This window comes from Hoeflea sp. CAU 1731 (assembly GCF_039888615.1).
Classification (GTDB): domain Bacteria; phylum Pseudomonadota; class Alphaproteobacteria; order Rhizobiales; family Rhizobiaceae; genus Flavimaribacter.
Map to the genome: position 1 here is coordinate 644,255 of NZ_JBDQQS010000001.1, position 25,388 is coordinate 669,642.

General features: G+C 54.6%; 23 protein-coding genes. 11 read left to right on the forward strand and 12 right to left on the reverse strand.

Going from position 1 to position 25,388, the window contains the following annotated elements:
• Window positions 1–84: 84 nt before the first annotated feature.
• From tmk to AAFN47_RS03110, 5 genes are all read left to right on the forward strand, one after another.
• Window positions 85–762 (forward strand): dTMP kinase, encoded by a 678-nt coding sequence (gene tmk / locus AAFN47_RS03090; RefSeq protein ID WP_499807734.1) that lies wholly within the window; start codon window positions 85–87, stop codon window positions 760–762.
• Window positions 759–1,799: a DNA polymerase III subunit delta' gene (locus tag AAFN47_RS03095; protein WP_499807735.1), complete on the forward strand. Its 1,041-nt coding sequence runs from the start codon at window positions 759–761 to the stop codon at window positions 1,797–1,799. Before tmk ends, AAFN47_RS03095 begins: the two co-directional genes overlap by 4 nt.
• 93 nt (window positions 1,800–1,892) lie before the next feature.
• A complete protein-coding gene (gene metG / locus AAFN47_RS03100) occupies window positions 1,893–3,443 on the forward strand; it encodes a methionine--tRNA ligase (RefSeq protein ID WP_499807736.1) in 1,551 nt (516 codons plus the stop codon).
• Window positions 3,440–4,249: a TatD family hydrolase gene (locus AAFN47_RS03105; protein WP_499807737.1), complete on the forward strand. Its 810-nt coding sequence runs from the start codon at window positions 3,440–3,442 to the stop codon at window positions 4,247–4,249. Before metG ends, AAFN47_RS03105 begins: the two co-directional genes overlap by 4 nt.
• The gene (locus AAFN47_RS03110) at window positions 4,246–5,070 is read left to right on the forward strand and encodes an MBL fold metallo-hydrolase (RefSeq protein WP_499807738.1); all 825 of its coding nucleotides are present in this window, start codon (window positions 4,246–4,248) and stop codon (window positions 5,068–5,070) included. Before AAFN47_RS03105 ends, AAFN47_RS03110 begins: the two co-directional genes overlap by 4 nt.
• A gap of 22 nt (window positions 5,071–5,092) precedes the next feature.
• On the opposite strand, the gene AAFN47_RS03115 is transcribed toward AAFN47_RS03110, so the two are convergent.
• On the reverse strand, window positions 5,093–5,461 hold the full coding sequence (locus tag AAFN47_RS03115) for a TfoX/Sxy family protein (protein WP_499807739.1): 369 nt from the start codon (window positions 5,459–5,461) through the stop codon (window positions 5,093–5,095).
• A gap of 89 nt (window positions 5,462–5,550) precedes the next feature.
• Here AAFN47_RS03115 and AAFN47_RS03120 point away from each other — a divergent pair, with 89 nt between their 5' ends.
• Entirely contained in the window at window positions 5,551–6,531 is a 981-nt protein-coding gene (locus AAFN47_RS03120; RefSeq protein ID WP_499807740.1) for an alpha/beta hydrolase, read from the forward strand.
• A gap of 64 nt (window positions 6,532–6,595) precedes the next feature.
• On the opposite strand, the gene AAFN47_RS03125 is transcribed toward AAFN47_RS03120, so the two are convergent.
• Window positions 6,596–7,198 (reverse strand): TetR/AcrR family transcriptional regulator, encoded by a 603-nt coding sequence (locus AAFN47_RS03125; RefSeq protein WP_499807741.1) that lies wholly within the window; start codon window positions 7,196–7,198, stop codon window positions 6,596–6,598.
• Window positions 7,199–7,285: 87 nt separating this feature from the next.
• On the opposite strand from AAFN47_RS03125, the gene AAFN47_RS03130 reads away from it, so the two are divergent.
• Window positions 7,286–7,771: an anthrone oxygenase family protein gene (locus AAFN47_RS03130; protein ID WP_499807742.1), complete on the forward strand. Its 486-nt coding sequence runs from the start codon at window positions 7,286–7,288 to the stop codon at window positions 7,769–7,771.
• A gap of 83 nt (window positions 7,772–7,854) precedes the next feature.
• Here AAFN47_RS03130 and AAFN47_RS03135 read toward each other — a convergent pair whose 3' ends face one another.
• A complete protein-coding gene (locus tag AAFN47_RS03135) occupies window positions 7,855–9,750 on the reverse strand; it encodes a PhoX family protein (protein WP_499807743.1) in 1,896 nt (631 codons plus the stop codon).
• 217 nt (window positions 9,751–9,967) lie between these two features.
• On the opposite strand from AAFN47_RS03135, the gene AAFN47_RS03140 reads away from it, so the two are divergent.
• Window positions 9,968–10,432: a GFA family protein gene (locus AAFN47_RS03140; protein WP_499807744.1), complete on the forward strand. Its 465-nt coding sequence runs from the start codon at window positions 9,968–9,970 to the stop codon at window positions 10,430–10,432.
• Between the two features lie 7 nt (window positions 10,433–10,439).
• Complete coding sequence (mazG, locus tag AAFN47_RS03145; RefSeq protein ID WP_499807745.1) at window positions 10,440–11,261, forward strand: nucleoside triphosphate pyrophosphohydrolase; 822 nt, start codon at window positions 10,440–10,442, stop codon at window positions 11,259–11,261.
• An 8-nt stretch (window positions 11,262–11,269) separates the two neighbouring features.
• Here mazG and hflX read toward each other — a convergent pair whose 3' ends face one another.
• From hflX to dusB, 9 genes are all read right to left on the reverse strand, one after another.
• Complete coding sequence (gene hflX / locus AAFN47_RS03150; protein WP_499807746.1) at window positions 11,270–12,622, reverse strand: GTPase HflX; 1,353 nt, start codon at window positions 12,620–12,622, stop codon at window positions 11,270–11,272.
• The gene (hfq, locus tag AAFN47_RS03155; protein WP_220227589.1) at window positions 12,612–12,860 is read right to left on the reverse strand and encodes an RNA chaperone Hfq; all 249 of its coding nucleotides are present in this window, start codon (window positions 12,858–12,860) and stop codon (window positions 12,612–12,614) included. The genes hflX and hfq overlap by 11 nt, the downstream gene beginning before the upstream one ends.
• 218 nt (window positions 12,861–13,078) lie before the next feature.
• Entirely contained in the window at window positions 13,079–14,530 is a 1,452-nt protein-coding gene (locus tag AAFN47_RS03160; RefSeq protein ID WP_499807747.1) for a potassium transporter TrkG, read from the reverse strand.
• A 26-nt stretch (window positions 14,531–14,556) separates the two neighbouring features.
• Window positions 14,557–15,933 carry a Trk system potassium transporter TrkA gene (gene trkA / locus AAFN47_RS03165; protein ID WP_499807748.1) on the reverse strand — a complete coding sequence of 459 codons (1,377 nt, stop codon included), beginning with the start codon at window positions 15,931–15,933 and terminating at the stop codon, window positions 14,557–14,559.
• Between the two features lie 29 nt (window positions 15,934–15,962).
• Window positions 15,963–17,327, reverse strand: a complete 1,365-nt coding sequence (gene ntrX, locus AAFN47_RS03170) for a nitrogen assimilation response regulator NtrX (RefSeq protein WP_499807749.1) — start codon at window positions 17,325–17,327, stop codon at window positions 15,963–15,965.
• Window positions 17,317–19,584, reverse strand: a complete 2,268-nt coding sequence (locus AAFN47_RS03175; RefSeq protein ID WP_499807750.1) for a sensor histidine kinase NtrY-like — start codon at window positions 19,582–19,584, stop codon at window positions 17,317–17,319. The genes ntrX and AAFN47_RS03175 overlap by 11 nt, the downstream gene beginning before the upstream one ends.
• Window positions 19,585–19,780: 196 nt before the next feature.
• Window positions 19,781–21,235 (reverse strand): nitrogen regulation protein NR(I), encoded by a 1,455-nt coding sequence (gene ntrC / locus AAFN47_RS03180; RefSeq protein WP_499807751.1) that lies wholly within the window; start codon window positions 21,233–21,235, stop codon window positions 19,781–19,783.
• Window positions 21,232–22,365 (reverse strand): two-component system sensor histidine kinase NtrB, encoded by a 1,134-nt coding sequence (locus AAFN47_RS03185; RefSeq protein ID WP_499807752.1) that lies wholly within the window; start codon window positions 22,363–22,365, stop codon window positions 21,232–21,234. The genes ntrC and AAFN47_RS03185 overlap by 4 nt, the downstream gene beginning before the upstream one ends.
• On the reverse strand, window positions 22,362–23,354 hold the full coding sequence (dusB, locus tag AAFN47_RS03190; RefSeq protein ID WP_499807753.1) for a tRNA dihydrouridine synthase DusB: 993 nt from the start codon (window positions 23,352–23,354) through the stop codon (window positions 22,362–22,364). The genes AAFN47_RS03185 and dusB overlap by 4 nt, the downstream gene beginning before the upstream one ends.
• A gap of 155 nt (window positions 23,355–23,509) precedes the next feature.
• Here dusB and AAFN47_RS03195 point away from each other — a divergent pair, with 155 nt between their 5' ends.
• The gene (locus AAFN47_RS03195) at window positions 23,510–24,718 is read left to right on the forward strand and encodes a bifunctional 2-C-methyl-D-erythritol 4-phosphate cytidylyltransferase/2-C-methyl-D-erythritol 2,4-cyclodiphosphate synthase (RefSeq protein ID WP_499807754.1); all 1,209 of its coding nucleotides are present in this window, start codon (window positions 23,510–23,512) and stop codon (window positions 24,716–24,718) included.
• Window positions 24,715–25,203, forward strand: coding sequence for a CinA family protein (locus AAFN47_RS03200; protein WP_499807755.1), 489 nt, complete (start codon window positions 24,715–24,717; stop codon window positions 25,201–25,203). Before AAFN47_RS03195 ends, AAFN47_RS03200 begins: the two co-directional genes overlap by 4 nt.
• Window positions 25,204–25,388 lie beyond the last annotated feature (185 nt).

Here is a 25,388-nt window from a genome sequence, read left to right on the forward strand (position 1 = left end):
AAACGGCGCCGGGTATCGGGTGTCCGTGCGGGCCGTGTGCGAAGTCCCGAGTGACCTGAAAAACAACAAGCGAGAGAAAAACGTTTGAAGGGGCTGTTCATCACATTCGAAGGTGGCGAGGGCGCTGGCAAGTCAACCCAGATCCAATATCTCGCCCAATCCCTTGAATCGGACGGTTTCGAGGTCGTCACGACACGGGAGCCTGGTGGCTCCGCCGGCGCTGAGGCTGTTCGACAAGTTTTGCTTTCCGGCGCAGCGGAAGAGTTCGGGGTCCGCATGGAAGCGTTGCTTTTCGCTGCGGCGCGCAACGACCACATAGAAGAATTGATACGGCCAGCGATTCTTGACGGCAAGATTGTGCTCTGTGATCGCTTCATGGATTCCTCGCGCGTATACCAGGGCGTAACCGGCAATCTGGAGCCGGAATTTGTCCGCGCGCTCGAACGCGTTGCGGTCAATGGCATGACGCCGGATCTGACGATTATTCTTGATCTGCCTGCCGAGATCGGAATGAAACGAGCGCGGGCCCGTTCGGGCGACAGGGAAGCGCCGGACCGTTATGAGAAGGAAGAACTTGCTATCCAGATCAAGCGCAGGGAGGCTTATCTGGATATTGCACGCGCGGAACCTGAGCGCTGCCGGATCGTTGACGCCACCCGGCCGGCTGACGCGATCGCCAGGGAGATTGAGCAAATCGTACAGGAACTGGTTGCAGCTCGACTGGAAAGTCAACCTGCCCGAAATCGGGAAGGTGTACGGTGAGCGATAATCCGCGCGTTCTTGACGGCGCGATAGCGCCAGAACGCAACACGCGACTTTTCGGACATGAGGACACGACGCGCTTTCTTGCTGACGCCTATCGCAGCGGACATATGCATCACGCATTGCTGTTGGAAGGCCCGAAAGGTATCGGCAAGGCGACGCTCGCTTTCCGACTGGCCAATCACATACTGAGCCATCCGGAAGCAGATACGGCGCCTTCTGTGATCGCTGATCCCGATCCGGAATCACCGGTAACCCATCAGATCGCCACCGGAGCCTCGCATAGTCTGCTGCATCTGGCGCGACCGATAGATCGCAAATCAGGGCGCATTCGCACGGCTATCACAGTCGATGAGGTGCGCAGGGCAGGGCGGTTTTACGAACAGACATCGGGCACGGGAAACTGGCGCATAGTCATCGTCGACCCGGCCGATGACCTCAACCGTTCAGCCGCGAATGCAATTCTCAAAATTCTGGAAGAGCCGCCGCGGCGCTCACTATTCATACTGGTCTCACACGCAGCCGGACGCCTCCTGCCTACGATCCGGTCGCGCTGCATGACCATCAACATGCATCCCTTGTCCAATGCAGAGGTGCTTTCAGCCTTCTCCAATCTCGGACTCGAACAAACAGAGGATCCTGAAACGCTTGCCAAGACCGCGGCGGCGTCTGCGGGCAGTCTGGCGACCGCATTGCTGCTGCTGCGTTATGGCGGTCTGGACATCATCGACGCCTTCCAGCAGATCGTATCGCGCGGCGCGGATGGTTCGGCGGAAGCCCCGCACAAGCTGGCAGATATGCTGTCTGCTCGAGACCGTGATGAGGCATATGCGCTCTTCAAAGACCATGTGGTTGGTTGGATTTCGCAGAAAGCGATCATGGATGCTCGCGCCGGAGATCGTTCCGGAGCCGACCGATGGGCTGAGCTTGCCCTGGAGATCGGCAGGGATCTTGATACGACCGACGTCTACAACCTTGATCGCAAGCAGGCTGTGCTTTCGGTCTTTTCATCCATTTTTCAGTTACAGGCGGCGTAGCCACGCCGCTGATTTTCGCTTATGAGGACGGCTGAATGCGTTCGCCCGCGTCGGACGATCGCGATCGCCGCTGCAATTCAGAGATTGGCAGAAATGAGTGAGAGTAACCGCTTCTATATTACGACTGCAATTTCCTACCCGAACGGCAAGCCGCATATCGGACATGCTTACGAGTTGATCGCCACCGATGCGATCGCCCGGTTCAAGCGCCTCGACGGAATGGAAGTTCATTTTCTGACCGGAACGGACGAGCACGGCCAGAAAATGTTGCAGACCGCCAAAAAAGAAGGTCTGCCAATCGCCGAATTCGCCAGCCGCAACACGGCGGCGTTTCAGCGTATGGCCGAAGCTCTCAATGCTTCCAATGATGATTTTATTCGCACCACCGAACCGCGTCATAAAAGGGCCAGCCAGGCTATCTGGGAGGCGATGACCAAAGCCGGCGACATTTACAAGGATAGCTACGCAGGCTGGTATTCGGTCCGCGACGAAGCCTATTATCAGGAAGACGAGACCGAGTTGCGCGATGGCGTTCGCTATGGACAGCAAGGCACTCCGGTAGAGTGGGTTGAGGAAGAGAGCTATTTCTTCCGTCTCTCGGCCTACCAAGATCGCCTGCTCGAACTTTACGACCGAAACGCCGATTTTATAGGGCCGGACGCCCGGCGCAACGAGATTGTCTCCTTCGTCAAGGGCGGCTTGAAGGATCTCTCCATTTCCCGCACGACCTTCGACTGGGGCGTCAAGGTTCCGAATGACGAAGGCCATGTCATGTATGTCTGGGTCGACGCCTTGACCAACTATATCACGGCGGTCGGCTATCCTGATCCAGATGCGCCGCTATGGAAATTCTGGCCGGCCAATGTCCACGTCATCGGCAAGGACATCATTCGGTTTCATGCGGTCTATTGGCCAGCATTTCTGATGTCTGCAGGAATAGAATTGCCGAAGCGCGTTTTCGCGCACGGATTCCTCTTCAACCGCGGTGAAAAAATGTCGAAATCGGTCGGCAACGTCGTGGATCCATTCGATATGGTCGACCACTACGGGGTCGACCAGGTGCGCTATTTCTTCCTGCGTGAGGTGCCATTCGGGCAGGACGGCAATTACAGCCACGACGCCATTGTCGGTCGCATTAATTCAGACCTTGCAAACGATTTGGGTAATCTCGCCCAGCGCTCACTATCGATGATCGCCAAGAATTGCAACGGCAAGACACCGAAATGCGGGGCTCTGAGTGATGAGGACAAGGCGATCCTCGCGCAGGCAGACGCCTTGCTGGTTGAAGCGCGCAACGGCATAGACAAACAGGCTCTTCACCAAGTGTTGGGATCGGTCTTTGGCGTGGTTTCGGAAGCAAATCGCTATTTTGCTTCTCAGGAACCATGGGCGTTGAAGAAAACCGATCCGGAGCGCATGGCGACCGTACTTTACGTCACAATCGATGTGGTGAGACAGGTGGCAATTCTTTGTCAGCCCTTCATGCCGGAATCCAGCGCGCGTTTGCTCGATATTCTTTCTGTTGAGGACGCCGACCGCGGTTTCGACAAGCTGGGGGAGGCCGGACGGCTCGTCCCGTCAACGGACCTGCCTGCTCCGAAACCAATTTTTCCACGCCACGTGGACACTGCGGAGCAGGCGTGAGCACTCTTGTCGACAGCCATTGTCATCTCGATTTTCCGGATTTCGACAGCGAACGTGATGCAATCGTCGAGCGCGCCGTCGCAGCTGGCGTCGAATGCATGGTGACAATCTGCACCCATGTGCGCCGTTTCGAAGCTATTCGCGCGATCGCAGAAGCTTATGAACGCGTCTATTGCTCCGTTGGCACCCATCCGCACAATGCGGACCAGGAACTCGACACAACCGTGCAAGACCTTGTTGCTCTTTCACGCCATCCCAAAGTGGTCGCCATTGGCGAAGCAGGGCTGGACTACCACTACGACAATGCGCCGCGGGAGGCCCAGGAAATCGGGTTACGTCGGCATATTGAAGCCGCGCGCGAAACCGGGCTGCCGCTTGTCATCCACGCGCGTTCGGCAGACGAGGACATGGCGCAAATCCTGAGAGAAGAAAGCGGGAAGGGGGCATTTCCCTTCGTCCTGCACTGTTTTTCGTCCGGCCGCGCCCTGGCTGAAATCGGCGTCGAACTCGGCGGTTATGTCTCGTTTTCAGGCATCCTCACTTTCAAGAATTCCGAAGAATTGCGTCAGATCGCGGTGGACCTCCCGGCCGATCGTCTGCTTGTTGAAACGGACGCTCCATACCTGGCCCCAGTACCACATCGCGGCAAGCGCAACGAACCGTCGTTCGTCGTCAATACGGCCAGGGTTCTCGCTGAGACGAGAGGGGTGTCGGAGGAATACATTCACCGGCAGACCAGCGAGAATTTCTTTCGTTTGTTTTCCAAGGTCCCCTCCAGTGACAACCGTTTGGTTGCGACCTCATGAGAGTACGGCAAATTCTGACGATTCTCGGCTGTGGCTCTTCACCCGGCGTTCCACGTATCGACGGCGACTGGGGCAATTGCGACCCGACCAATCCTCGAAATCGCCGCAGACGCGCATCGCTTCTCATCGAACAGTATTCTGCAGATGGCGGAGTGACCACTGTTGTCATCGACACCGGCCCAGACTTCCGCGAACAAATGATCAGTGCTCGCGTGCGCATCCTGGACGCTGCGCTTTACAGCCACCCCCATGCGGATCATCTGCACGGGATAGACGACCTTAGAGGGTTCGTCGTTGTCCAGAAAAAGCGCATGCCCATATACGCCGACGCGGTTACCATGGCGCGCCTGCGCGAAGCGTTTCTGTATTGCTTCGAGACGCCGCCTGGCAGCGGTTACCCGCCAATTGTGGACGCCAATACAATTGATTCTTTAGACAATCCAATTGTGATCGAAGGCGAGGGTGGTCCACTCACCATCAATATGTTCGAGCAACTGCATGGAAGCATTACCTCGACCGGCTACCGGATCGGGAATGTCGCCTATTGCAGCGATGTCAGTGATTTTCCTCAAAAGTCTATCGAAAAATTACAAGATCTGGACTGCTTGATCGTCGACGCCTTGCAATATCGGCCGCATCCAAGTCACTTCTCAATCGGAGAAGCGCTCGACTGGATCGAACGACTTCAGCCGAAACAAGGCATACTGACGCATATGCACGTGCCGCTTGACTATGCGACGGTGCTTGCAGAGACGCCGGCGAACGTCGAGCCGGCCTACGACATGATGCAAATTAAGCAGGATCTGGACGTTGTCGCCTGAATACGGGTTCGGCAAATCCCAATTACTTCAATTTTCGTTTCCCGGCCGGTTTCCTGCTGTCTGCGCGCACGGCTGTTTCATAAGCTTCACAGGCCCATTTTTCAAAGGCCTCGGGGTCGTCCAGAATATAATCTGGCGCATACCAGTATCCCATCCGGGCCGTCGAACCATTCGCTCGCGTGTGTATCCATTCCTCGCATTGCGCCGCCTCGTACGCAGGAATGGTTTCATTGTCCGTCTTGAAGGCGAGGCGACCTCCGGACGTGCCAAGCGCGTACATAAGGCCATTTCGAAAAACACCGACGCCACCGAACATCCGTCTTATTTCAGATCCCGGAACGACCGAAAACTGCTCCCGCAAATAGTCTGCAAACTCTTTCGAAACCGCCATTTCCCAGCCTCCTGCCGGCGTATGTTCTCTTTTTTGTTCCTGCCACATGCGACAAACTGTAACAATATGGCTATCAGGATGGTGACGCTATGATATGGAAAATCGGTATCTCGCTGGCGCTATTCCCGGTCATTTACCTGCTAATCGCATGTGTTCTGATTCTTTTTCCACCGCGCGTAGAAGATAGCGAAAGTTTGAATTTCAGTCAGCTGCGTGGTGGCCCGGATCTATCGAAGCAACAGGAACTGCTAACGTATGCCGCGCGTGACGGACAGGAATTGGCCTATCGCCATTATGCGTCCAGGAGTTCCGTTTCGCTGATACTGCTACATGGTTCAGGCTATCATGGCGGCTATCTGGATCCCATGGCGAGCTACCTGTCAAACAGCAACGCCGCACAGATCTTTGTTCCAAATCTTCGCGGTCATTTTGGCTCCGGAGAACGTCGTGGCGACATCGACTATGTCGGTCAACTCGAAGACGATCTCTCAGACCTTGTCGACATGATCCTTGCCAGCAATCCGGACACAACGATTGTTATGGGTGGTCACTCGTCAGGCGGCGCTATGGCGATACGCTTTGCAGCAAGTGAGTACGGCGACAGAATTGAGAATTACTTCGCGCTGGCGCCGATACTGGGACACAAGGCGCCAACGGTTATCGAAGGCAACGGTGGATGGGCCCATATTTCCTTGCCGCGCATCATCGGGCTGTCAATGCTCAACAATGTCCGCCTCCATATCTTCGACCATCTTGAAACGATCCGTTTCAATATGCCTGAGCAATTTCAGAACGGCACTGAGACGCTTGGGTATTCGTGGCGGCTTATGACGAATTTCAATCTTCATACAAACTTTCGTGGTGATATCGAATCGCTGCCGCAAACATCTCTTACGCTGGTCGGCCGCGATGACGAGGCAATGAATTCCGCGGCTTTCATATCTTTATTCAATGCTTTGCACAAATCTGTTGAACTTCTCGATGATCAAGATCATTTCAGCCTTACGCGGTCAGAATTATCATTTGTACGGATTAACCGTTGGCTTGATGCGGTGACGCGAGGCAATTGAAACGCAATCTGGATTACGGCCATTAGTTCCATAATATATCTTATGCGATCTAATCATATATCCCTCATGCGGTTTCACAGAGCTTCCTGAATGCAAAAATCGCGGTATCCACTCTCTGTTGGATGTCCTGCTCTGTCGGAAGCTCCAAGGCGTGAATAACGCGTCTGATTTGAAGGTCGCCGATCAACAGGCTCAAGAACCAGTCTGCTGCTATTTCTGCGGACGTCACCTTCAGCGCGCCTATCTTTACGCCGCGTTCCATCAGCTTACATATCAACGGATACACCGTGCCCCGGCCGGCTGCGGCAATCGCCAATCCGAGTTCACCCGTTTCATCCGCGGCGGCGGCGCGGTTCAGGCTCACTGCCTTCTTGCCGAGCAGCATTGACAGTAAGATCGGCGCGATTTCTTCAAGCACCGTTACCGGGTCTGCGTTTCCGCCAATTGCTGCTTCCAGTTTTTGCCTGGTCGCAGCTGCGTTCGCTTCAACAATGGATCTGAACAGACCCCGCTTGTCTCCGTACCAACGATAAAGGGTCTCATTCGACGCTTTGGCGTGTCTTGCCACTGACAGCATCGACGTGCCGGAATAGCCTCGTTTCTCGAGGAGTTCATAAGCTGCGTTTTCGATCTGTCTGGCGCGTTGCGCTCTTTTTTGCTGATCCAATTTCAGCTCCCTTTACTTGACCATAAGCGTACATATATGTACGGGATTGTAAAGGTGTACATTTGCGTACGGTTGGAGGTAATTTTCGTGAATTTGATCAAAACGCTTTCCATCAGTTCAATTCTCTTCTGCGGCGCGATTTTTGGATTTTTCTACGCATGGGTCTGCTCCACAATGTGGGGTCTTGACCAAGCTGATCCACGCATAGCAATTGCTGCGATGCAGGCGATGAACGCCTCTGTACGCAATGGGGCGTTCTTCCCGGCGTTCTTTTTAACGCCGTTAGTCCTGGCTGCTACTGCTGGCGTTGCCTATCGCAGTCAATTCCGGTCAGCCGCCTTTTGGTTCGCCGCCGCCGGCCTTGTTTACCTGATCTTCGGATTGTTACTGACGATGGGCGTAAACGTGCCGATGAACGAGGCGCTGGCGTCAGTAGACATTCCAGAAGATGTTGGGGCAGCCGAAATCATTTGGCAGGACTACTCTCCAAGCTGGCAATTCTGGAACCAGTTGCGCACCATTGCATCCGGGATCGCCCTCACCTTTGCCGGGATTGGGTTATCCAAAGTTTGATCTTAGAAACAGATCGCACGATCCTAAAACGTTCTGCGAGACGCGCACAATCGGCGCGTCTTGTCGTCCTGCTCGGCGAACAATTAGCCTACAGGCAGATTATCGTCGCGCTTGATCGCAATGATAGAAGAACGCGGCAGCTTGCCTTCACCGTCTGGAAACGGCGCATCCGGATGTTGTACTCCGACAAACATGGTTCGACGGTCCGCCGACCAGCAGAGACCTGTGACTTCAGCGCCTTTCGGTCCGGTTAGAAAACGCTCTATACGGCCTGTCACCGGATCACCGGCGAGCATTTGATTGTTACCATTTCCGACAAAATCGCCTTCATCGGAATCGTCGCCGTCAGTCTGTATCCAGATTAGCCCGGTGGAATCGATTGCCATGCCGTCCGGCGAATTAAACAGGTTGCCTTCGTTGATATTGGCCGACCCGGCGTAATCCCCTACATGCACGGTCGGATTTCCGGCCATAACATACAGATCCCATTCGAAGGTCTCCGAGGCGTGATCATCGCCGGACGGGCGCCAACGCACGATCTGCCCGTACTTGTTGGCTGCTCGCGGATTGGGACCGGCTACAGGCGTCCAGTCGCCGCCGGCATTTGACTTGACGCCCCGGCGACTGTTGTTGGTCAGCGCGCAGTAGGCTTCGACCGAAACCGGGTTCACCGCCACCCATTCCGGTCGGTCCATGGTCGTGGCGCCTACTTTCGATGCTGCAATGCGTGAGAATATCGCAATCTCGGCATCGGACATCCCCGTCGTGTCCGGGGTGAGCGAAAGCCATTCACCAGTCATGTCGTCGTGGAATCGGGCGACGTAGAGTTGCCCTTCGTCGAGCAAAGTGGACGTATCTGCACCTGGCGCATAGGCGTCCTTCGAAACAAATTTATAGAGGAATTCGCCACGCTCGTCGTCGCCCATATAGACCACGACGCGGCCGTCAGGCGCCAGCACAGTCTCCGCGTTTTCATGTTTGAAACGACCAAGCGCAGTCCGTTTGACAGGCGTGCTCTTCGGATTTGACGGATCTATCTCAACGATCCAGCCGGCGCGATGTGGCTCGTTGGGATTTTTCGAAGTGTCGAAACGGGTATCCCATTTGTGATAATCATATCCCCGTCCGTCGGTCGAAATTCCATACCGCTTGTAACCTTCTGCGACCTGTTCCGTCAGTTCCGGTTCTTCCGTGGCGCCAAAGTAGCCATTGAAATTTTCCTCGCAGGTCAGATATGTGCCCCAGGGGGTCTTTCCCGAGCCGCAATTGCTAAACGTGCCAAGGCTCTCGACGCCGTTAGCGTCCGCCTCCGTTTTCAGAAGATTGTGACCAGTCGCGGGCCCGCTGAATTGCATGGGTGTGTTCTGGGTAATGCGCCGATTGAAACGGCTATCCAAAACAACCGTCCACCCGGTATCGCTTTCGACAATTTCAAAGACTGCAATGCCCTGCAAGTTCTGGAGTTTGAGAACATCCTGGCCGTCCCGTGGCACGCCATCGGTAGCCTGTGGCAGATCGGTCTTATTGTTGGTGTACTCGTGATTGACGGCAATCACCTGTTTTCCACCGATAACGAATAGCTCCATTCCATCCGTGTTCTCACCGAATACCCTGTCGGAATCTGCGGCCGCGCCTCCAATGGCGTTGTCGAACGCGTCTATTCCGGTAAACAGAGGATCTCCCCAACTCACCAGTCTCTGCCAGCTGTAGCCTTCAGGCACATGGACATCGCTATCCGTTGCGGTCGGGATGGGAGTAAATACAAATCGGGTCGCCTGTTGGGCCTGCGCTGTTTCCGGTTTCAATAGGCCGGCGCACATGGCCGCGGCTCCGGAACCGAACGCGAGCACGCCGCCGATAAAACCTCTTCGAGAAATAGCACGCTCCACAACGCGATCGAATTCACTCTCTTTTGGACGCGGAAAGTTGACTTCGTCCCATTCATCGGCAGTCAGTTCTCTAACGTTGTTCTCGCTCATGGCTGGCTCCCTGCTCGCTTTGAGGCGGCTTGGCTTCCTGAACGTCCGACCATCCGAACGTGAAGGCACGATTTTCTAGCGCGAAGACCCCACAACCGTATGACAACGAGTATCTACTCCCGAGAGTCCGAGGGAGAAATCAACCCTTTTGATTGGAAGGATATACCATGCCGCTTCCCACCTGTTAGCATTGCGCAGGATTCGAAGGGACAGGTCCATGAAGGGTTATTGCAGCTGCCGCGAAATCACGTATGAAATGACCGCAAAGCCGCTCTTCGTTCATGCGTGTCATTGCCGATGGTGTCAGCGCGAAACCGGATCGGCGTTTGTCATGAATGCACTGATCGAATCCAACAGGATCGAAATCAAGTCAGGCGCACCGGAGATGGTCGATACACCCAGTGAAAGTGGAAAGGGACAGAAGATCTACCGCTGCCCCAAATGCCATGTTGCGCTATGGAGCATATATTCCGGCGCCGGCCCTAAATTCATTTTTGTGCGCGTGGGCGCGCTCGAAAACCCGGACGCCTGTCCACCCGATATTCACATCTTTACCGAAAGCAAGCAGCCCTGGCTCACCTTGCCGGATAATGTACCAGCCGTGAATCGCTATTACGATCGAGAGAAATATTGGCCGCAGGCAAGTCTTGAGCGACGACTTGCTGCCATCGAATTGGATTGAGACGAGCATGAAGCCATCAAAAGACATTTCCCGGCTTATCGAGATCATGGTTGCCCTGCGCGATCCGAAGACGGGATGTCCGTGGGATGTCAAACAGGACTTCGAATCGATCAAGCCCTACACGCTCGAGGAAGCCTATGAAGTTGCCGACGCGATTGAACGCAACGACATGGACGATCTCTGTGAGGAACTGGGCGACCTGCTTCTTCAGGTCGTGTTTCATGCGCGGATGGCGGAAGAAGCCGGCGCATTTGATTTCGGTGACGTCGTGCATTCCATCACCCGAAAAATGATACGGAGGCATCCGCATGTCTTCGATGTGTCGGACGCCGATACGGCGAATGCCGTCAAGGTGCAATGGGATGAAATAAAGGCGGTTGAAAAGGCGGAACGGGCCGAACGTCGTCGCGCTCGCGGCCTTGACGGAGAACCAACGCATGGCAGACTGGAAGGCGTGCCAACCGCCCTGCCCGCACTGACAGAAGCAATAAAACTACAGCAGAAAGCCGCGCGCACCGGGTTCGACTGGAGCGATCCTGAGTCTGTTTTTGCCAAGGCGGAAGAAGAAATCGGCGAGCTTCGCGAGGCGCTCGCCATGGATGGCTCCGACAAGGTGAGAGACGAGTTTGGCGACGTTCTGTTCGTTCTCGTCAACCTTGGACGTCACATCGGCGCTGACCCGGAGATGGCGCTCAGGGGGACAAACAACAAGTTCCGAAAACGCTTTGCCTATATCGAGCAGAAACTCTCGGAAGAAGGCGCCGTTATCGACGACACGTCTCTGGAGCGAATGGACTTCTTGTGGAACGAAGCTAAGGCTTTCGACTGAAATGACTATCAGTGCGCAAGTCGGCGCTGCAGATCGGTCATATCATGTTCGGTTATATCCAGATTGAGCGAGACGCTGCCGTCTTCCCTGTCCTCCCGGGAATGGACTTTTGCGTGCTCATAGAGCCAGTTCAACTGGCTCATATCGTCGACGCCTATCGTAATGTCCCGATTGAGAAGTCTGCCTGAAAGAGTCAACTCGATCGTCTCAAGGAGATAATCCACGCCCTGCCCTGTTATGGCGGAAACCGGTACGGCTTCAGTATCTTCCCGCCGCGCCTTCATAGCCTCAACCGTCTCATCCGGGAGAAGGTCGATCTTGTTCCAGACCTCGATTATTTTGGTAGAGCCCTCACCCTCGTCACGAACACCCAATTCAAGGAGAATACGGGTTACATCGGCGGCTTGAGCCGCATTGTCCGGATCCGACATGTCTCGAACATGGAGGATCAGATCGGCTTCAAGCACCTCCTCAAGAGTAGCGCGAAAAGCTGCGACAAGATGCGTAGGCAAATCTGAAATAAAACCTACAGTATCCGACAGGATAACCATGCGTCCGTGCGGCAATGTTAGCCGGCGAAGCGTTGGATCCAGCGTTGCGAACAGCATGTCTTTGGCTCGGACATCGGCGCCAGTCAGGGTATTGAACAAGGTCGATTTTCCGGCGTTCGTATAACCCACAAAAGCAACAACCGGATGAGGCACCTTTTTGCGTTTTGACCTGTGCAGCGTGCGTGTACGCCGCACTTGCTCAAGTTCTTTTTCCAGCTTGACGATCTTGTCCTGCAGTATCCGGCGGTCCGCCTCGATCTGGGTTTCGCCGGGCCCGCCAATAAAGCCGGTGCTGCCGCGTTGCCGCTCGAGGTGGGTCCAACTCCTAACCAGGCGCCCTTTCTGGTAGTTCAGATGCGCAAGCTGAACCTGCAGCACCCCTTCTCGTGTGGACGCCCTTTGACCGAATATCTCCAGGATAAGACCGGTCCTGTCGATCACCTTGGCTTTCCACGCTTTCTCAAGATTGCGCTGCTGAACCGGCGTCAACACATGATCGACAATCACCAGTACAGCTTCCAGCGATTGAACGATACCGGCCAGTTCTTCCACCTTGCCGCTTCCAAACAGGGTTGCAGGCGTAATGTTGTTGAGCCAGTAAATTGCCGAATGAACAATCTCGATATCGATCGCTCCGGCAAGACCAACGGCCTCGGCTAGTTTTGACTCGCTGGATCGCAGCGGATTGTCGGATACGCTCGTTCTATGAATAGGCACGAGGACGACCGCGCGACTGGGCTTATCCCGCCTTTCTGCGGATACAGTTCCGGAATTTCTAGCCGCCTGTTCCTGTCCCTTTTCAGGTTTCACGTGCTGGTTCTTCACCTTCGAACATTTGGATTGGCTGACCCGGCATTATCGTCGAGATTGCATGCTTGTAAACAAGCTGCGAATGTCCATCGCGACGCAGCAATACGCAGAAATTATCAAACGATGTAACCACGCCTGTCAGCTTGACACCGTTGATAAGAAAAATTGTAAGGGGTACCTTCTGCTTTCTAACGGTATTGAGAAACTGGTCCTGCAAATTCTGGGAACGCTCCGCCATCGCGCTATTTCATCCTTGTCCTTGCCGGTTTCTTCTTATTGTGCGGGCAGGTCGCAATTTAATCGCCGGGGTCACCGGTTCTATCCCGCCACCGACCATACGCCAAACTTTTGGTTACCAAATCGATAGATTTTCCGCAATCTCTAATCGCTGCAATGCACAACCATAGCCAACTCGCGCATCATCCACACTTGGATTTACCTATAGTATATGAACTGTCAGCGGTAATACCAGTACCGGATATTAAAAACAGCAAACACGACAAGCACTTCGAGCCGGCCAATAAACATGATTATTGCTCCAACAAGATAGGTTACTGCGCTTGGAAGGGAGCTATAGAGAGGCCATCCACCATCAGAAACGGCCGATACCGGCCTTAAGGCCTCATATACCGGCCCGGCGTTTGAAAACAGCGACACAGCCATGATGATAGCGGCTTCGAAATTTGTTCCCGTTAGCGATATCAACACCGAACCTGCGCCGACAATAAGCACGGCGATAATAAAATAGCTCCAAATCGCCTGAATTGAAGCCGTATCAATCGTCGCCTCTCCAAAACGCAATCGCGCGACGCTGTTTGGATATATTAGGCGGTTCAATTCGGCGATGGCGTACATCCACATGGCGCCGATTCTGAAAATCTTCACACCGCCGGAGGTCGAATACACCCCTCCGCCGACGAATATGATGGCCAGAACCACAATGTTAGGAAGCAGCGCGATAACGCCAGGTCGACTTTCCATTCCACTGGTCGCCACGAGCGATGCCGCGGCGAAGAATCCCTCCTCCAGGGATTTAAAGATTGCCGGCGCCGTTTCGTTGCCGGTCACGGCGACGATTCTCGCCGCGTATAAAACCGATACCAGGCTTATCGCAAGAGCAACAATCTTGGTTTCCAGCGAATTCTGAAATATTCGGCCAGGACGGCGAAGCAGCGCGCGGCGCCAGAATATACTGAGGGTGCCAAGACAAAGACCCATGCCGAGAACCGTCATTGCCCCGTCGCCAATGTGCGCTTCTATCCCACCAACAAACGGAACAAAGCCCCCCGTAGCCGACGCAATCATCCCCAGCATGACGGCTTCGAGCGGCGCCACGCCAAAAAGCAAAAGACCAAGCAGAATAGCCATCGTCACAAGACCATATTGCGCCATAAGACTGCCATAGGCCGTCAGCGAGTAGAGACCAGCTTCCGGTTTGTCGACCAGCAGAGACCCGGCCCTGGATTGCAATCCACCGAATCCGGCCGGCGCAAGTACAAGCACAATCGACGACAGGGTTAAAAACCCGCCGTACCATTCAAGAAGCGTCCGCCAGAAAAGCAGACTCAAAGGCGCATTCTCCCTGTCCAGAACGCTGCCGCCGGATGTCGTCAACGCGCTGACCGCCTCGAAAAGCGCTGCAGAAATACCGATATCTGCCAACACCATGAACGATAAAGCTGCGAGAAAGCAGACGGTCAACCACGTTGCGACAAGCGCAAGATAGCGGAACGCCCTGTCGGAGGATTCCCGGCCTCCAGAGATCGAAGCCAGTATGACGACGGTCAGAAAAACGCCGATGAAGGCAAAGACCAGCATCGGCCTGATCATGTCGTTTTCACCGTTGGCGATTGCCGCCATGATTGCCGGTACAAGCAGGGCAAACATGCCTGCCGAACCGAAAGTCATGAGATGTAAGACCCCGCGCATCGCGCTCAGAAAAACTCCAGGCTTACGCGGAACAACTGCTCGACATGGCGCACTGCCGACGCCTTGGCAAGTAGAACGACTCTGTCGCCAGTCGTGATTTTGGTCTCTCCATCGGGACGCATCACGTGACCGTCTTGGTATATTGCGCCGATCCTGATGCCGTTCGGCAAATCCAGTTCCCGCAACGGCGTTCCAACAATTGGTGAGGTCTCCAGAGCTTCAGCCTCGATCACTTCAGCCGCGCCCTGCTGAATGCTGTGAACGGCCAGAATGCGTCCGCGTCTGACATGCTGAAGGATCCTGGATATTGTCACTGCTCTGGGATTGACATGCGCATCGATACCGAGCGTTTTTGTGAAATCGAGAAACGCAGGACTGTTGATCAGAGCCAGATTGGACTTGCAGCCCAGACGTTTCGCCATCACGCATGAGAGGATGTTCACCTGGTCGTCGTTCGTGAGAGACACCATCAAATCCGCGTCTTCAATGTCCGCCTCTATGAGTATCTGGGTGTCAAGCGACGACCCGTGCAGCACCACGGTCCGGTCCAGTCGATCTGCGACGTCCAGTGCTTTTTCCCGGTCATATTCAATGATCTTGACGCGAGAAGATGGTTGCTGCTGTTCGATGGCGTGAGCAACGAAGTAGCCGATATTTCCGCCACCCGCGATCACGATCCGCGTCGCTTCGGATTCGTCATGTCCGAAGAGTCCCAGCGTGCGCCGCACATGTGTCCGATCGCAGATGACATAGGCAAGATCGCCGGTCTGAAGTTGGTCTCCGGAATGGGGCACGATAAGACGTCCCTCACGCCATATGCCAGTTACCGTTGCGATCAGATCCGGAAACAGGTCGCTCAACTGTTCAAGCGGCGTGTTGACGACCGGACAGTCCTCCAGACATTCGATCGCCACCATGGCAATGGTGTCGTTCGCAAATCGCACCGCATCAGTAACGCCAGGCAACGCAATCCGGCGCAACACCATCTGCCCGACTTCCACTTCCGGAGAAATGATGACGTCTATTGGCATATGCTCGCGTGAAAACAGGTCCTGATAGTGGGACTGCAGATAGCTCTGCGCCCGAATACGAGCGATTTTTGTAGGAACATTGAACAGTGAGTGCGCGACCTGGCATGCGACCATGTTCACTTCGTCGTACAGTGTAACGGCGATGATCATGTCCGCCTGATCGGCGCCAGCTTGTTCAAGCACATCCGGCTGCGAACCATGGCCGACATAGCCGCGAACATCCAAGGATTCCCGAATTGCGTGGATCAACGATGGAGACGTATCGATAACAGAGACGTCGTTGTCTTCAGTCGAGAGGCGCTCCGCAATACCGTAGCCGACCCGTCCCGCTCCGCAAATGATGACCTTCATTGGTCCCCCGCGTGGAATCTACCAGGTCGTTATAGACCAAGCGACTTCAATTTGCGATGTAGAGCAGACCGTTCCATTCCAACATATTCTGCAGTTTTCGAGATGTTTCCACCGAAACGATTGATCTGCGCCATGAGGTAGTCCTTCTCAAACATTTCACGCGCTTCCCTGAGCGGCAGGGTCATGATGTGCGACTGGTCGCCGCCCCTGGCGTTTGGGAGCATTTCACCAATTTCCGGTGGCAGAATATCAGCGCTGATCTGATTTCCTATTTCTTCTCCTCTCGTAAGGATGAGGAGACGTTCGATGTTGTTGCGCAACTGTCGAAGGTTGCCGGGCCAGCTGTGGGCTTGAAGCACCGCCATTGCGTCTTCCTTCAACGACCTGGACTTGATTCCCGCCTGCTCGCTGATCTGCTTCATAAACAGATCGACGAGGAAGGGAATGTCCTCACGACGTTCAGCCAGCGACGGCACCTTGATAGGCACAACCGCGAGCCGATGATAAAGATCCTCCCGAAACTCGCCGTTGTCGATCAAGTCTTGAAGATTTTGCGCGGTTGAGGAAATCACGCGCACGTCGACGCTGACCTGCTTTGATCCCCCTACCCGCTCAAATTTTTGCTCGACGAGCACCCGCAAGATCTTGTTCTGGGTCCCGCGGGGCATGTCCGCGATTTCGTCAAGATAGAGAATACCACCGTGAGACCGTTCGAGGGCGCCGATCTTACGCTCTTGACCATTGCGGCTTTCAGTTCCAAAGAGTTCGACCTCCATACGCTCCGGCGTAATCATGGCGGCGTTGAGAACAACGAATGGTCGTTCCGAACGCGCAGAATTTTTGTGAATCAGTCTGGCGACTGTTTCCTTTCCCGAGCCAGACTCCCCCATAATCATAATGCGGCTGTTGGTGGGCGCCACGCGCTCAATCGTCTGACGCAATTGTGAAATCGCTACCGAGGTGCCGATCAGTTCGGTCGGCTCACCGGACTTCCGTTTCAATTCGTCGACTTCACGTTTCAGGTTCGAATTTTCGAGGGCGCGCTCCGCCACCAGGATCAGACGATCCGCCTTGAAGGGCTTTTCGATGAAATCGTACGCTCCTCTGCGTATGGCAGATACAGCCGTCTCGATATTGCCGTGGCCGGAAATCATGACTACAGGCAGTTCCGAATGCTTTTGCTTGATCTCATCCAGCAAGGCCAACCCGTCAAGCCGGCTTCCCTGCAGCCAGATATCGAGAAAAACCAACTGAGGCACACGTTCGCCAATTGCCTGGAGCGCACTGTCGCTGCCACTTGCAGTCCGGGTTTCGTGTCCTTCGTCGGACAGGATTCCCGATACGAGCTCGCGTATGTCTTCCTCATCATCGACAACAAGTATGTCAGACACCATCGGTTTCATTTTCTCCCGTCAAGTCCGCCTTTTCGACGGAACTGTCAAAAGGAAATCTGACACGTATCATCGCCCCGCCGTTCGGATCGAATTCCTTCGGCGCATCGTGCAGTTCCAAGACCCCTTCGTGCTCGTCAATTATTTTTTTAACGATAGCGAGCCCGAGTCCGGTGCCCTTTTCCCGCATCGTCATATAGGGTTCAAATATTCTGTTTCTATTTTCGACCGGCAGGCCTTTGCCGTTGTCGATGACATCCACCACAACGCCGCCGATGTCCGACGCCTTTGCGGAAATTTTTATCCTGCGTCTATCGCGCGATTCCGATGAGGGAACTGCGTCAATTGCCTCGGCTGCATTCTTGATGATGTTCCCGAAAGCCTGACTCAACATGCGAGAATCGAAATACCCCATGATGGGATCATCACCAAATTCCCTGATGAATTCGATATCATTGCGGCTAACCTCCCGGAGAAAAATGGCGTCCTTGAGGATTTCACGCAAATCATGCTTTTCCTTTGTCGGCTTGGGCATACGGGCGAAGGATGAAAATTCATCAACCATCCGTCCAATATCTTCAACCTGGCGCACGATCGTATCAGTGCATTGGTCAAAGACCTCACGGTCGTCATCGGATATCTGGCGACCGTAACGCCGTTTTATACGCTCGGCGGAAAGCTGGATCGGCGTGAGCGGGTTCTTGATTTCATGCGCGATGCGCCGCGCTACATCCGCCCAGGCCGTCGAACGTTGCGCCAGCACCAGATCGGTAATATCGTCCAACGTCACAACATAGGACTCAACGCCCTGCTGCGGTCCTTCCTGCGTCACCTGGACATTGACTGTACTTTCCTTGCCGTTTCTGATCAGGCTCACCTGACTGCGATACTCGCTTCGGTGCCATTTCGCAGCATTGGTAAGAACGTTGGCGATTTCTGCAGAAACATCCTCCAGTCTCCGGCCTTCAAGTTCTCCGAGTTCGGCGTCGAACATGATCTCCGCTGAACGGTTGGCAATCGAAATGAGGCCATCTTTCTGAACGCTGATGACGCCGGCGGTCACCCCGGACAATACCGCTTCGGTAAACCTGCGACGTTCGTCCATTTCATCCCTTGCCGCGATGATTTCATCACGTTGCGCCCTAAGTTCATCCGTCATCGTATTGAATGTATTGGATAAACTTCCTACATCGCCGTCTGACCGGCGAACAGGGACACGCACGTCGAGATTTCCGTTGGCCACATTGTCGGCGGCGCCGATCAGCTGACGGATCGGTCTGACAATTCGGTCCGCCACCGCGATCGCGGTCCAGATTGCGGCAAGTAGGACGATCAGGGCAAAGCCCAAATACAGAATGGCGAAAGCGAGTTGGATAGGCGCCCTGTCGGTTTCCAGGGCGTGATACTCCGCCGTATTGTCCTCCATCAACCGCATTGAAGCCATGACTTCAGGATCGACCGCACGGATCGTATAGAGGAACATATCCGGGATATTTTGAAGCTGTATGACTGCGCCAACCAGATTGGTCCCGCCAGGCGGGATAAGCGCAGGCTCACCATTTGCGGCCAGATCTATCGCGGTCTGCGGAACATCTGGCAATGGTTTACTTGTCTCAATATCTGCGCTTACGACGATGCTTCCGTCACGCCTGACGAGAGACGCCTGAAGAAGGCCGCGACCAATGGCCTGACGGGTCACGAGTACATTGAAGCCCGTGCGGTCAAGACTGTAGAGGGTTCTGGCACCGTCCAGGGTTGACGCCATCGACACCGTCTGTCCCTGCAAGTACCGAGCATTTTCGTTGACGTATGCCTGCGCGACGCTCAGCGAAGAATTGACGATTTCCTTGGTTCTGATTGAAAACCAGCGATCCAGACCGACGTCGAGCGTTATACTGGCGACAATCGCGACGAGTATTGCAGGCAGGATCGCAACAACGCTGAATAGGCCGATGATCCTGACATGAAGTCGTGACGCCGCCCTCCCACGCTTGCGTGATACGACGACATGGTTGACCTCTCTTATGATGAGGACAATCAACGCCACGACAAAGACGAGATTGACGACAACGGCAGCGAGCACCACTTCGCCGCGCGGTTCGATCGGGGTAAGCCCCATGAGAATAATGAAAGAAACGATTGCAGAAGCCAGTGCGCATCCGACGATAACGACACCGAGAAGCGCCAGAGGCCTTCGTCTGTCGCTCAGTTCGGTCGACAGTCCGCTCTTGGCGGCAGCGTAATATTCACCAGCAGTCATCAGATCCCGCGACCAGGCTTGTCATTGCTTGCCAATACCGTTGCTGTTGAGCAACGCAATGTGGCGAAAATACAACGGCTCCTGCGCCGTCAGACCAAAATCCTTTTTTGACGCGATGTAATTGTCCAACGTACTGGTACTAAGATCAGTATGAACCGATCATTGGTAGAACGCGGATTTTGGGCTATCTTCCTTATCAGGAAGTTCGCGGCGAACGATAGACCGAAACACCGAGTTCACGAATTTTTTTACGCAAGGTGTTTCTGTTCAGGCCAAGAAGTTCTGCGGCGCGGATCTGGTTGCCGTGCGTGGCGGAAAGGGCGGCAAGCACCAGAGGATATTCAACTTCCTCCAGCACGCGATGATACAAACCCGGCGGCGGAAGATCGTCGCCAAATTCAGTAAAATACCGGCGCATGTTCTCCTCCACCGATTGTCCGATGGTCATCGGACCCGGCATACTGTCAACGGAACTGGAGACATCTCCCTGGATTTCATTCTTGACTTCCGCTTCAACGATCTCCGACGTAATAATGTCCTGCGGGTAGAGCGCTGTGATGCGACGAATGAAATTTTCCAGTTCGCGCACATTTCCTGGCCACGGATATCTTTTGAGCTGTTCGAACGCGGCGTTCTCAAATGTTTTGGCGGAAAGACCTTCTTTGGAGGCTTCCTTGCTGAAATGGCGAACCAGATCAGGAATATCTTCCGCCCTGTCCCTGAGCGGAGGCAACCGCAGCGGCACCACATTGAGCCGATAGTAAAGGTCCTCTCGAAACAAACCCTGATTGATCGACGTTTTTAAATCCTTGTTGGTCGCCGCAACGATCCGAACGTCGGTCGGTATTGGGGTTCTGCCGCCAACAGTCGTATACTCGCCCTGCTGCAAAACGCGCAGGAGCCGGGTCTGGGCGTCCATCGGCATATCGCCTATCTCATCGAGAAAGAGCGTCCCTCCCTCTGCCTGCTCGAACCGGCCGCTTGAGCGCGTTTGCGCTCCGGTGAAAGCTCCTTTCTCGTGCCCGAAAAGCTCTGATTCGATGAGGTCCCGCGGAATTGCGGCCATGTTAATTGCGACGAACGGACCGTTTCGCCGTTTGCCGTAGTCATGTAGCGCCCGGGCCACCAGTTCTTTACCCGTTCCCGACTCCCCAGTAATCATCAACGTCAGGTCGGTCTGCATGAGACGGGCAAGCACCCGGTAAATCTCCTGCATGGCCGCTGAGCGACCGACAAGGGGCATCCCCTCCCCGGAATCTGCATTGGCGTCCGCCGCTACCTTCTTCGGCTCCGAAAGCGCTCTACCGACAATCGCGATGAGCTCTGTCAGATCGAACGGTTTTGGCAGATACTCGTAGGCGCCGCGCTCCGACGCCTTGATGGCCGTCATGAAAGTGTTCTGCGCGCTCATGACAAGCACCGGCAAGTCGGGTCGCGCCTTTTTGATGCGCGGCAGGAGGTCGAAAGCATTTTCGTCAGGCATAACTACGTCGGTTATGACGAGATCGCCGTCTCCAGCTGCAACCCAGCGCCAAAGGGTTGCTGCATTGGATGTTACGCGCACTTCATACCCGGCGCGAGAGAGCGCCTGGTTAACAACGGTCCTGATGGCGGCGTCATCGTCGGCAACGAGAATCGTGGCCTTGCTCATTGAGTCTCTTCCTTTGTCGAGGTAGGCGGATTGCTGGAAGCTGGCATAAGAATGCGGAAAATTGTCCTGTTTGAGTGGCAATCGCATTCAACGATTCCGCCATGATCCCCCACTATTTTGGCAACGAGCGCCAGCCCGAGGCCAGATCCGTTTATCTTCGTCGTAATGAACGGATCAAAGAGGTGCGGCAGGATGTCTGACGGCACGCCCGGTCCGTTGTCCTGCACGCAGAATTCGAGCGGCAGAGAAACCTTCTCGCGGGAGCCTGGAACGGACAGTCGCATGCCTGGACGAAAAGCCGTCGTCAAAAGCACTTCTCCACCAGGTTGGGTGCCGAGTGCTTCACAGGCGTTTTTGATGAGGTTGAGAAACACCTGAATGAGTTGGTCTCTATTGGCGTACACGGACGGCAGAGATGGATCGTATTGTTCTTTGATCTTTATGTTTTGCGCAAAGCCGGCCAGCGCGATCGCCTTGACCCGGTCAAGAACGGAGTGAATGTTGACTGCCTCGCGGTCGACCGGTCTTTCATCAGAAAAAATTTCCATCCGATCGACCAGGGACACGATGCGATCCGTTTCGTCACGAATGAGACGGGTCAATGGCCTGTCTTCATCATTGACCGATGATTCGAGCAGTTGCGCCGCGCCTCTGATCCCGGACAAAGGGTTCTTTATTTCGTGGGCAAGCATGGAAGCCAGACCGGTTACTGAACGGGCGGCCGCGCGATGGGTCAATTGCCGATCAATTTTGTCGGCCATGGATCGTTCCTGGAAGAGGATGACGATCGATCCGCTCTGTTCGGTAACTGGCGCAACATAAATATCCACCAGCCTGTCTCCATCAAGTTTTGGGGAACTGACGTCTACCCTATATTCATTGACTGGCGCGCGCCTTTCGCGCACCTGCTCGATGAGCGCAAGCAGCGGACTGCCGAAGGGAATATAGGAATCGATTTTGTGTCGGGAGAGGTAGTTGCCGCTTGCGCCGAAAAAGGACTCTGCCTCCCAGTTTGCAAATATGATGAAATCGTCATCATCGATCATGATGACCGGATGACGTATCGCGTTGAGAACAAACTTGGCCTGATCCATATCTGTATTTTCGTCCAACACATCGCGATCGCTCATGCCGCCTCCCGATCCATGTTATCCGCCCGCACTGTGATTGCGCGTCGAAAACACTCGACTACAACAGACGGATCGTATCCGGTCATGATCTGAGCGCGCAGGTCCGAATTGCAGTCGCTCGCATGACGATCAAGATACCAGCCTAGATGCTTCCTGAAGTGGCGAACGCCAAAAGCCTGTCCATAATGTTCAAGCGTCATTTCGTAATGTTCAGTAACGAGCGCGACGATATCGCCTGGGTCATTCGGAACGTCATCGCGACCAAGCAACGCGCCAATATGCCAGGGACGTCCCTGCGCTGCGCGACCGATCATCACCGCATCGGCGCCGCTCATTCTCATGATAGCGCCGACGTCTTCAAGTGTATGAACGTCGCCATTGGCGACCAAAGGAAGCGTTGTGGTCTCTCGCACCTTGGCAATTGCGTTCCAGTCTGCCCTGCCCTCATAGAACTGATTACGCGTTCGGCCATGCACAGTGATCATTTGAACACCGGCGTCTTCAGCGCGGCGTGCAAGTTCCGGGGCATTGATGCTGTTTTCGTCCCAGCCAAGACGCATCTTCAGAGTTACAGGCAACGAAACTGCATTGACCGTTGCGTCGATGAGGCTAAGCGCATGGTCAAGATCCCGCATTAGCGCCGATCCGGAATACCCGCCCGTTACTTTTTTCGCAGGGCAACCCATGTTGATATCAATGACATCAGCGCCATTGGCTTCGACGATTTTTGCAGCTTCAGCCATCCATCTGGCCTCGCGTCCGGCGAGCTGCACCATGTGCGGACGGATCCCGGTTCCTTTCAGCCTTGACCATGATTCTGATCGGCTGCAGACAAGCTCGCGACTCGCAATCATTTCGGTCACGACGAGTCCTGCGCCATACCTCCAGGCCAACTGCCTGAAGGGCAAATCGGTTACGCCGGACATGGGCGCCAGAATGCATCGATTGCGAATCTGCACCGGCCCGATGGATAAGGGGCTATCGATCATTAAGATTGCGGACTTTTGAGGCAGCGACAAAACATGCATTTTTTTTAAGCAATCAGTAGAAAATTGCAAGATAAATCAGCGAAAGCTGTTTATAGAAACGGCAACGAAGGAACAGTGCAATCCATGCTGAAACCAAAACGGGCAATTTGTTGAAAATGAATGCAATCGCTGCGGTAATTGTCGCCGCCGGTCGTGGAGAGCGCGCAGGCTGGTCCATCGAAGGCCCCAAGCAGTATCGACCGATCGGCAACCGTCCCGTACTCGCCTGGACGCTCGAACCATTCATCACGTCGGCTCAAATCGAGACCATTGTCGTTGTCATACATCCTGAGGACAGGGATTTGTATGACGCCTTGTTGCAGTTTGTGCCGGCGCCCGAGAAAATGGTCGTGGTGACAGGCGCCCAGACAAGACAGGCGTCCGTGCTTTGCGGCCTGAAGGCCCTCGAGGGACTTGGGATGAGCCATGTGATGATTCACGACGGCGTCCGCCCATTTTTGACCGGGGAATTTATCGACGGGCTTTCCGATGCACTGGGCGCCGGCGCCGCCGCCCTGCTGCCTGCACTGCCGGTAACTGATACTTTGAAAAAATCCCCCGACGGCAAGCGCGTGGAGTGCACGCTATCCAGAATCGGGATCTACGGAGCGCAAACGCCTCAGTGTTTCGAGTACAACAGAATACTTGACGCACATCGACGTGCAGCCGAAAAACCGGAAATTGAATTCACGGATGACTGCAGCATTGCGGAATGGGCGGGTATTCCCGTGGATATCGTGGAAGGTCTCCGCGACAACGTCAAACTGACGACTGCACAGGACATTGCGATGGCGGACGCCAAACTGTCAGCGAACCAACCCGTATTCGACCTGCCCGATGTTCGCACCGGAAACGGTTATGACGTACATGCCTTGAAGCCGGGCAATGGCGTTATGCTATGCGGAGTATTTATTGAACACGACCAGGCGTTGTCCGGACACTCCGACGCCGACGTCGCGCTTCATGCATTGACTGACGCGCTGCTTGCAACTTGCGGGGCTGGAGATATCGGCGATCACTTCCCTCCAACCGACCCCAGGTGGAAAGGCGCCGCCTCTCATATCTTCCTTGAACATGCGGCTGGTATTGTTCGAGGAAAAGGCGGCCACATCCGCAATGCGGATGTATCGTTGATTTGTGAGGCGCCACGCATATGTCCACATCGCAACGCCATGCGCAAGAAATTGTCCGAAATCCTTGAGATCGACATCGACCGTTGCTCCGTGAAAGCGACAACGAATGAAAAGTTGGGCTTCGTGGGACGCTCCGAAGGCATCGCCGCCATCGCTACTGCAACCGTCGTCTATTCCGACAACGCGTCATGATGTCAACATTCGACAAGGCTGAGAGGCTCGTTGACGCATGCAAAACAGTTGGCCTGCTTGTTGCAACAGCGGAATCCTGCACAGGCGGGATGATCGCCGCTGCGATTACCGATATTCCAGGATCGTCAGCAGTTTTTGATCGCGGGTTCGTTACCTATTCAAACCAGGCGAAAAAGGACATGCTGGGGGTATCAGAAGCCACCCTTGACCGGTTCGGCGCCGTGTCCCGACAAACTGCCGAAGAAATGGCGCTGGGCGCAGTTTCCCGATCTCGCGCCGACTTCGCGGTCAGTGTTACCGGCATTGCAGGCCCCGGTGGGGGATCCGCCGAAAAACCGGTGGGCCTCGTTCATATGGCGGTCGCAGGAAAGTCGGGGCTTATATGTCACAAGGTTCTGCGCTGCGGAGATATTGCAAGAGAGGCCATTCGTCTCGCCACGGTACAAACTGCACTCGATGCGCTTATTGAAGCTACGCAAGTTTAATTTTTCAGCCCTGCAAGGCAGAATTGCTTGCAGTTGCTTGAGAGAACCAACATTTAAGGTTGTTGACGCCTCTACTTGGACCAAACCTTTTCAGAGAATCTTCTGCCAGCACTGCTGCTCCTGGATTCATAATAACCTAAACGCTTGGAGCCATATTAACAAAGTTTATAGCATTCCCCGTATTG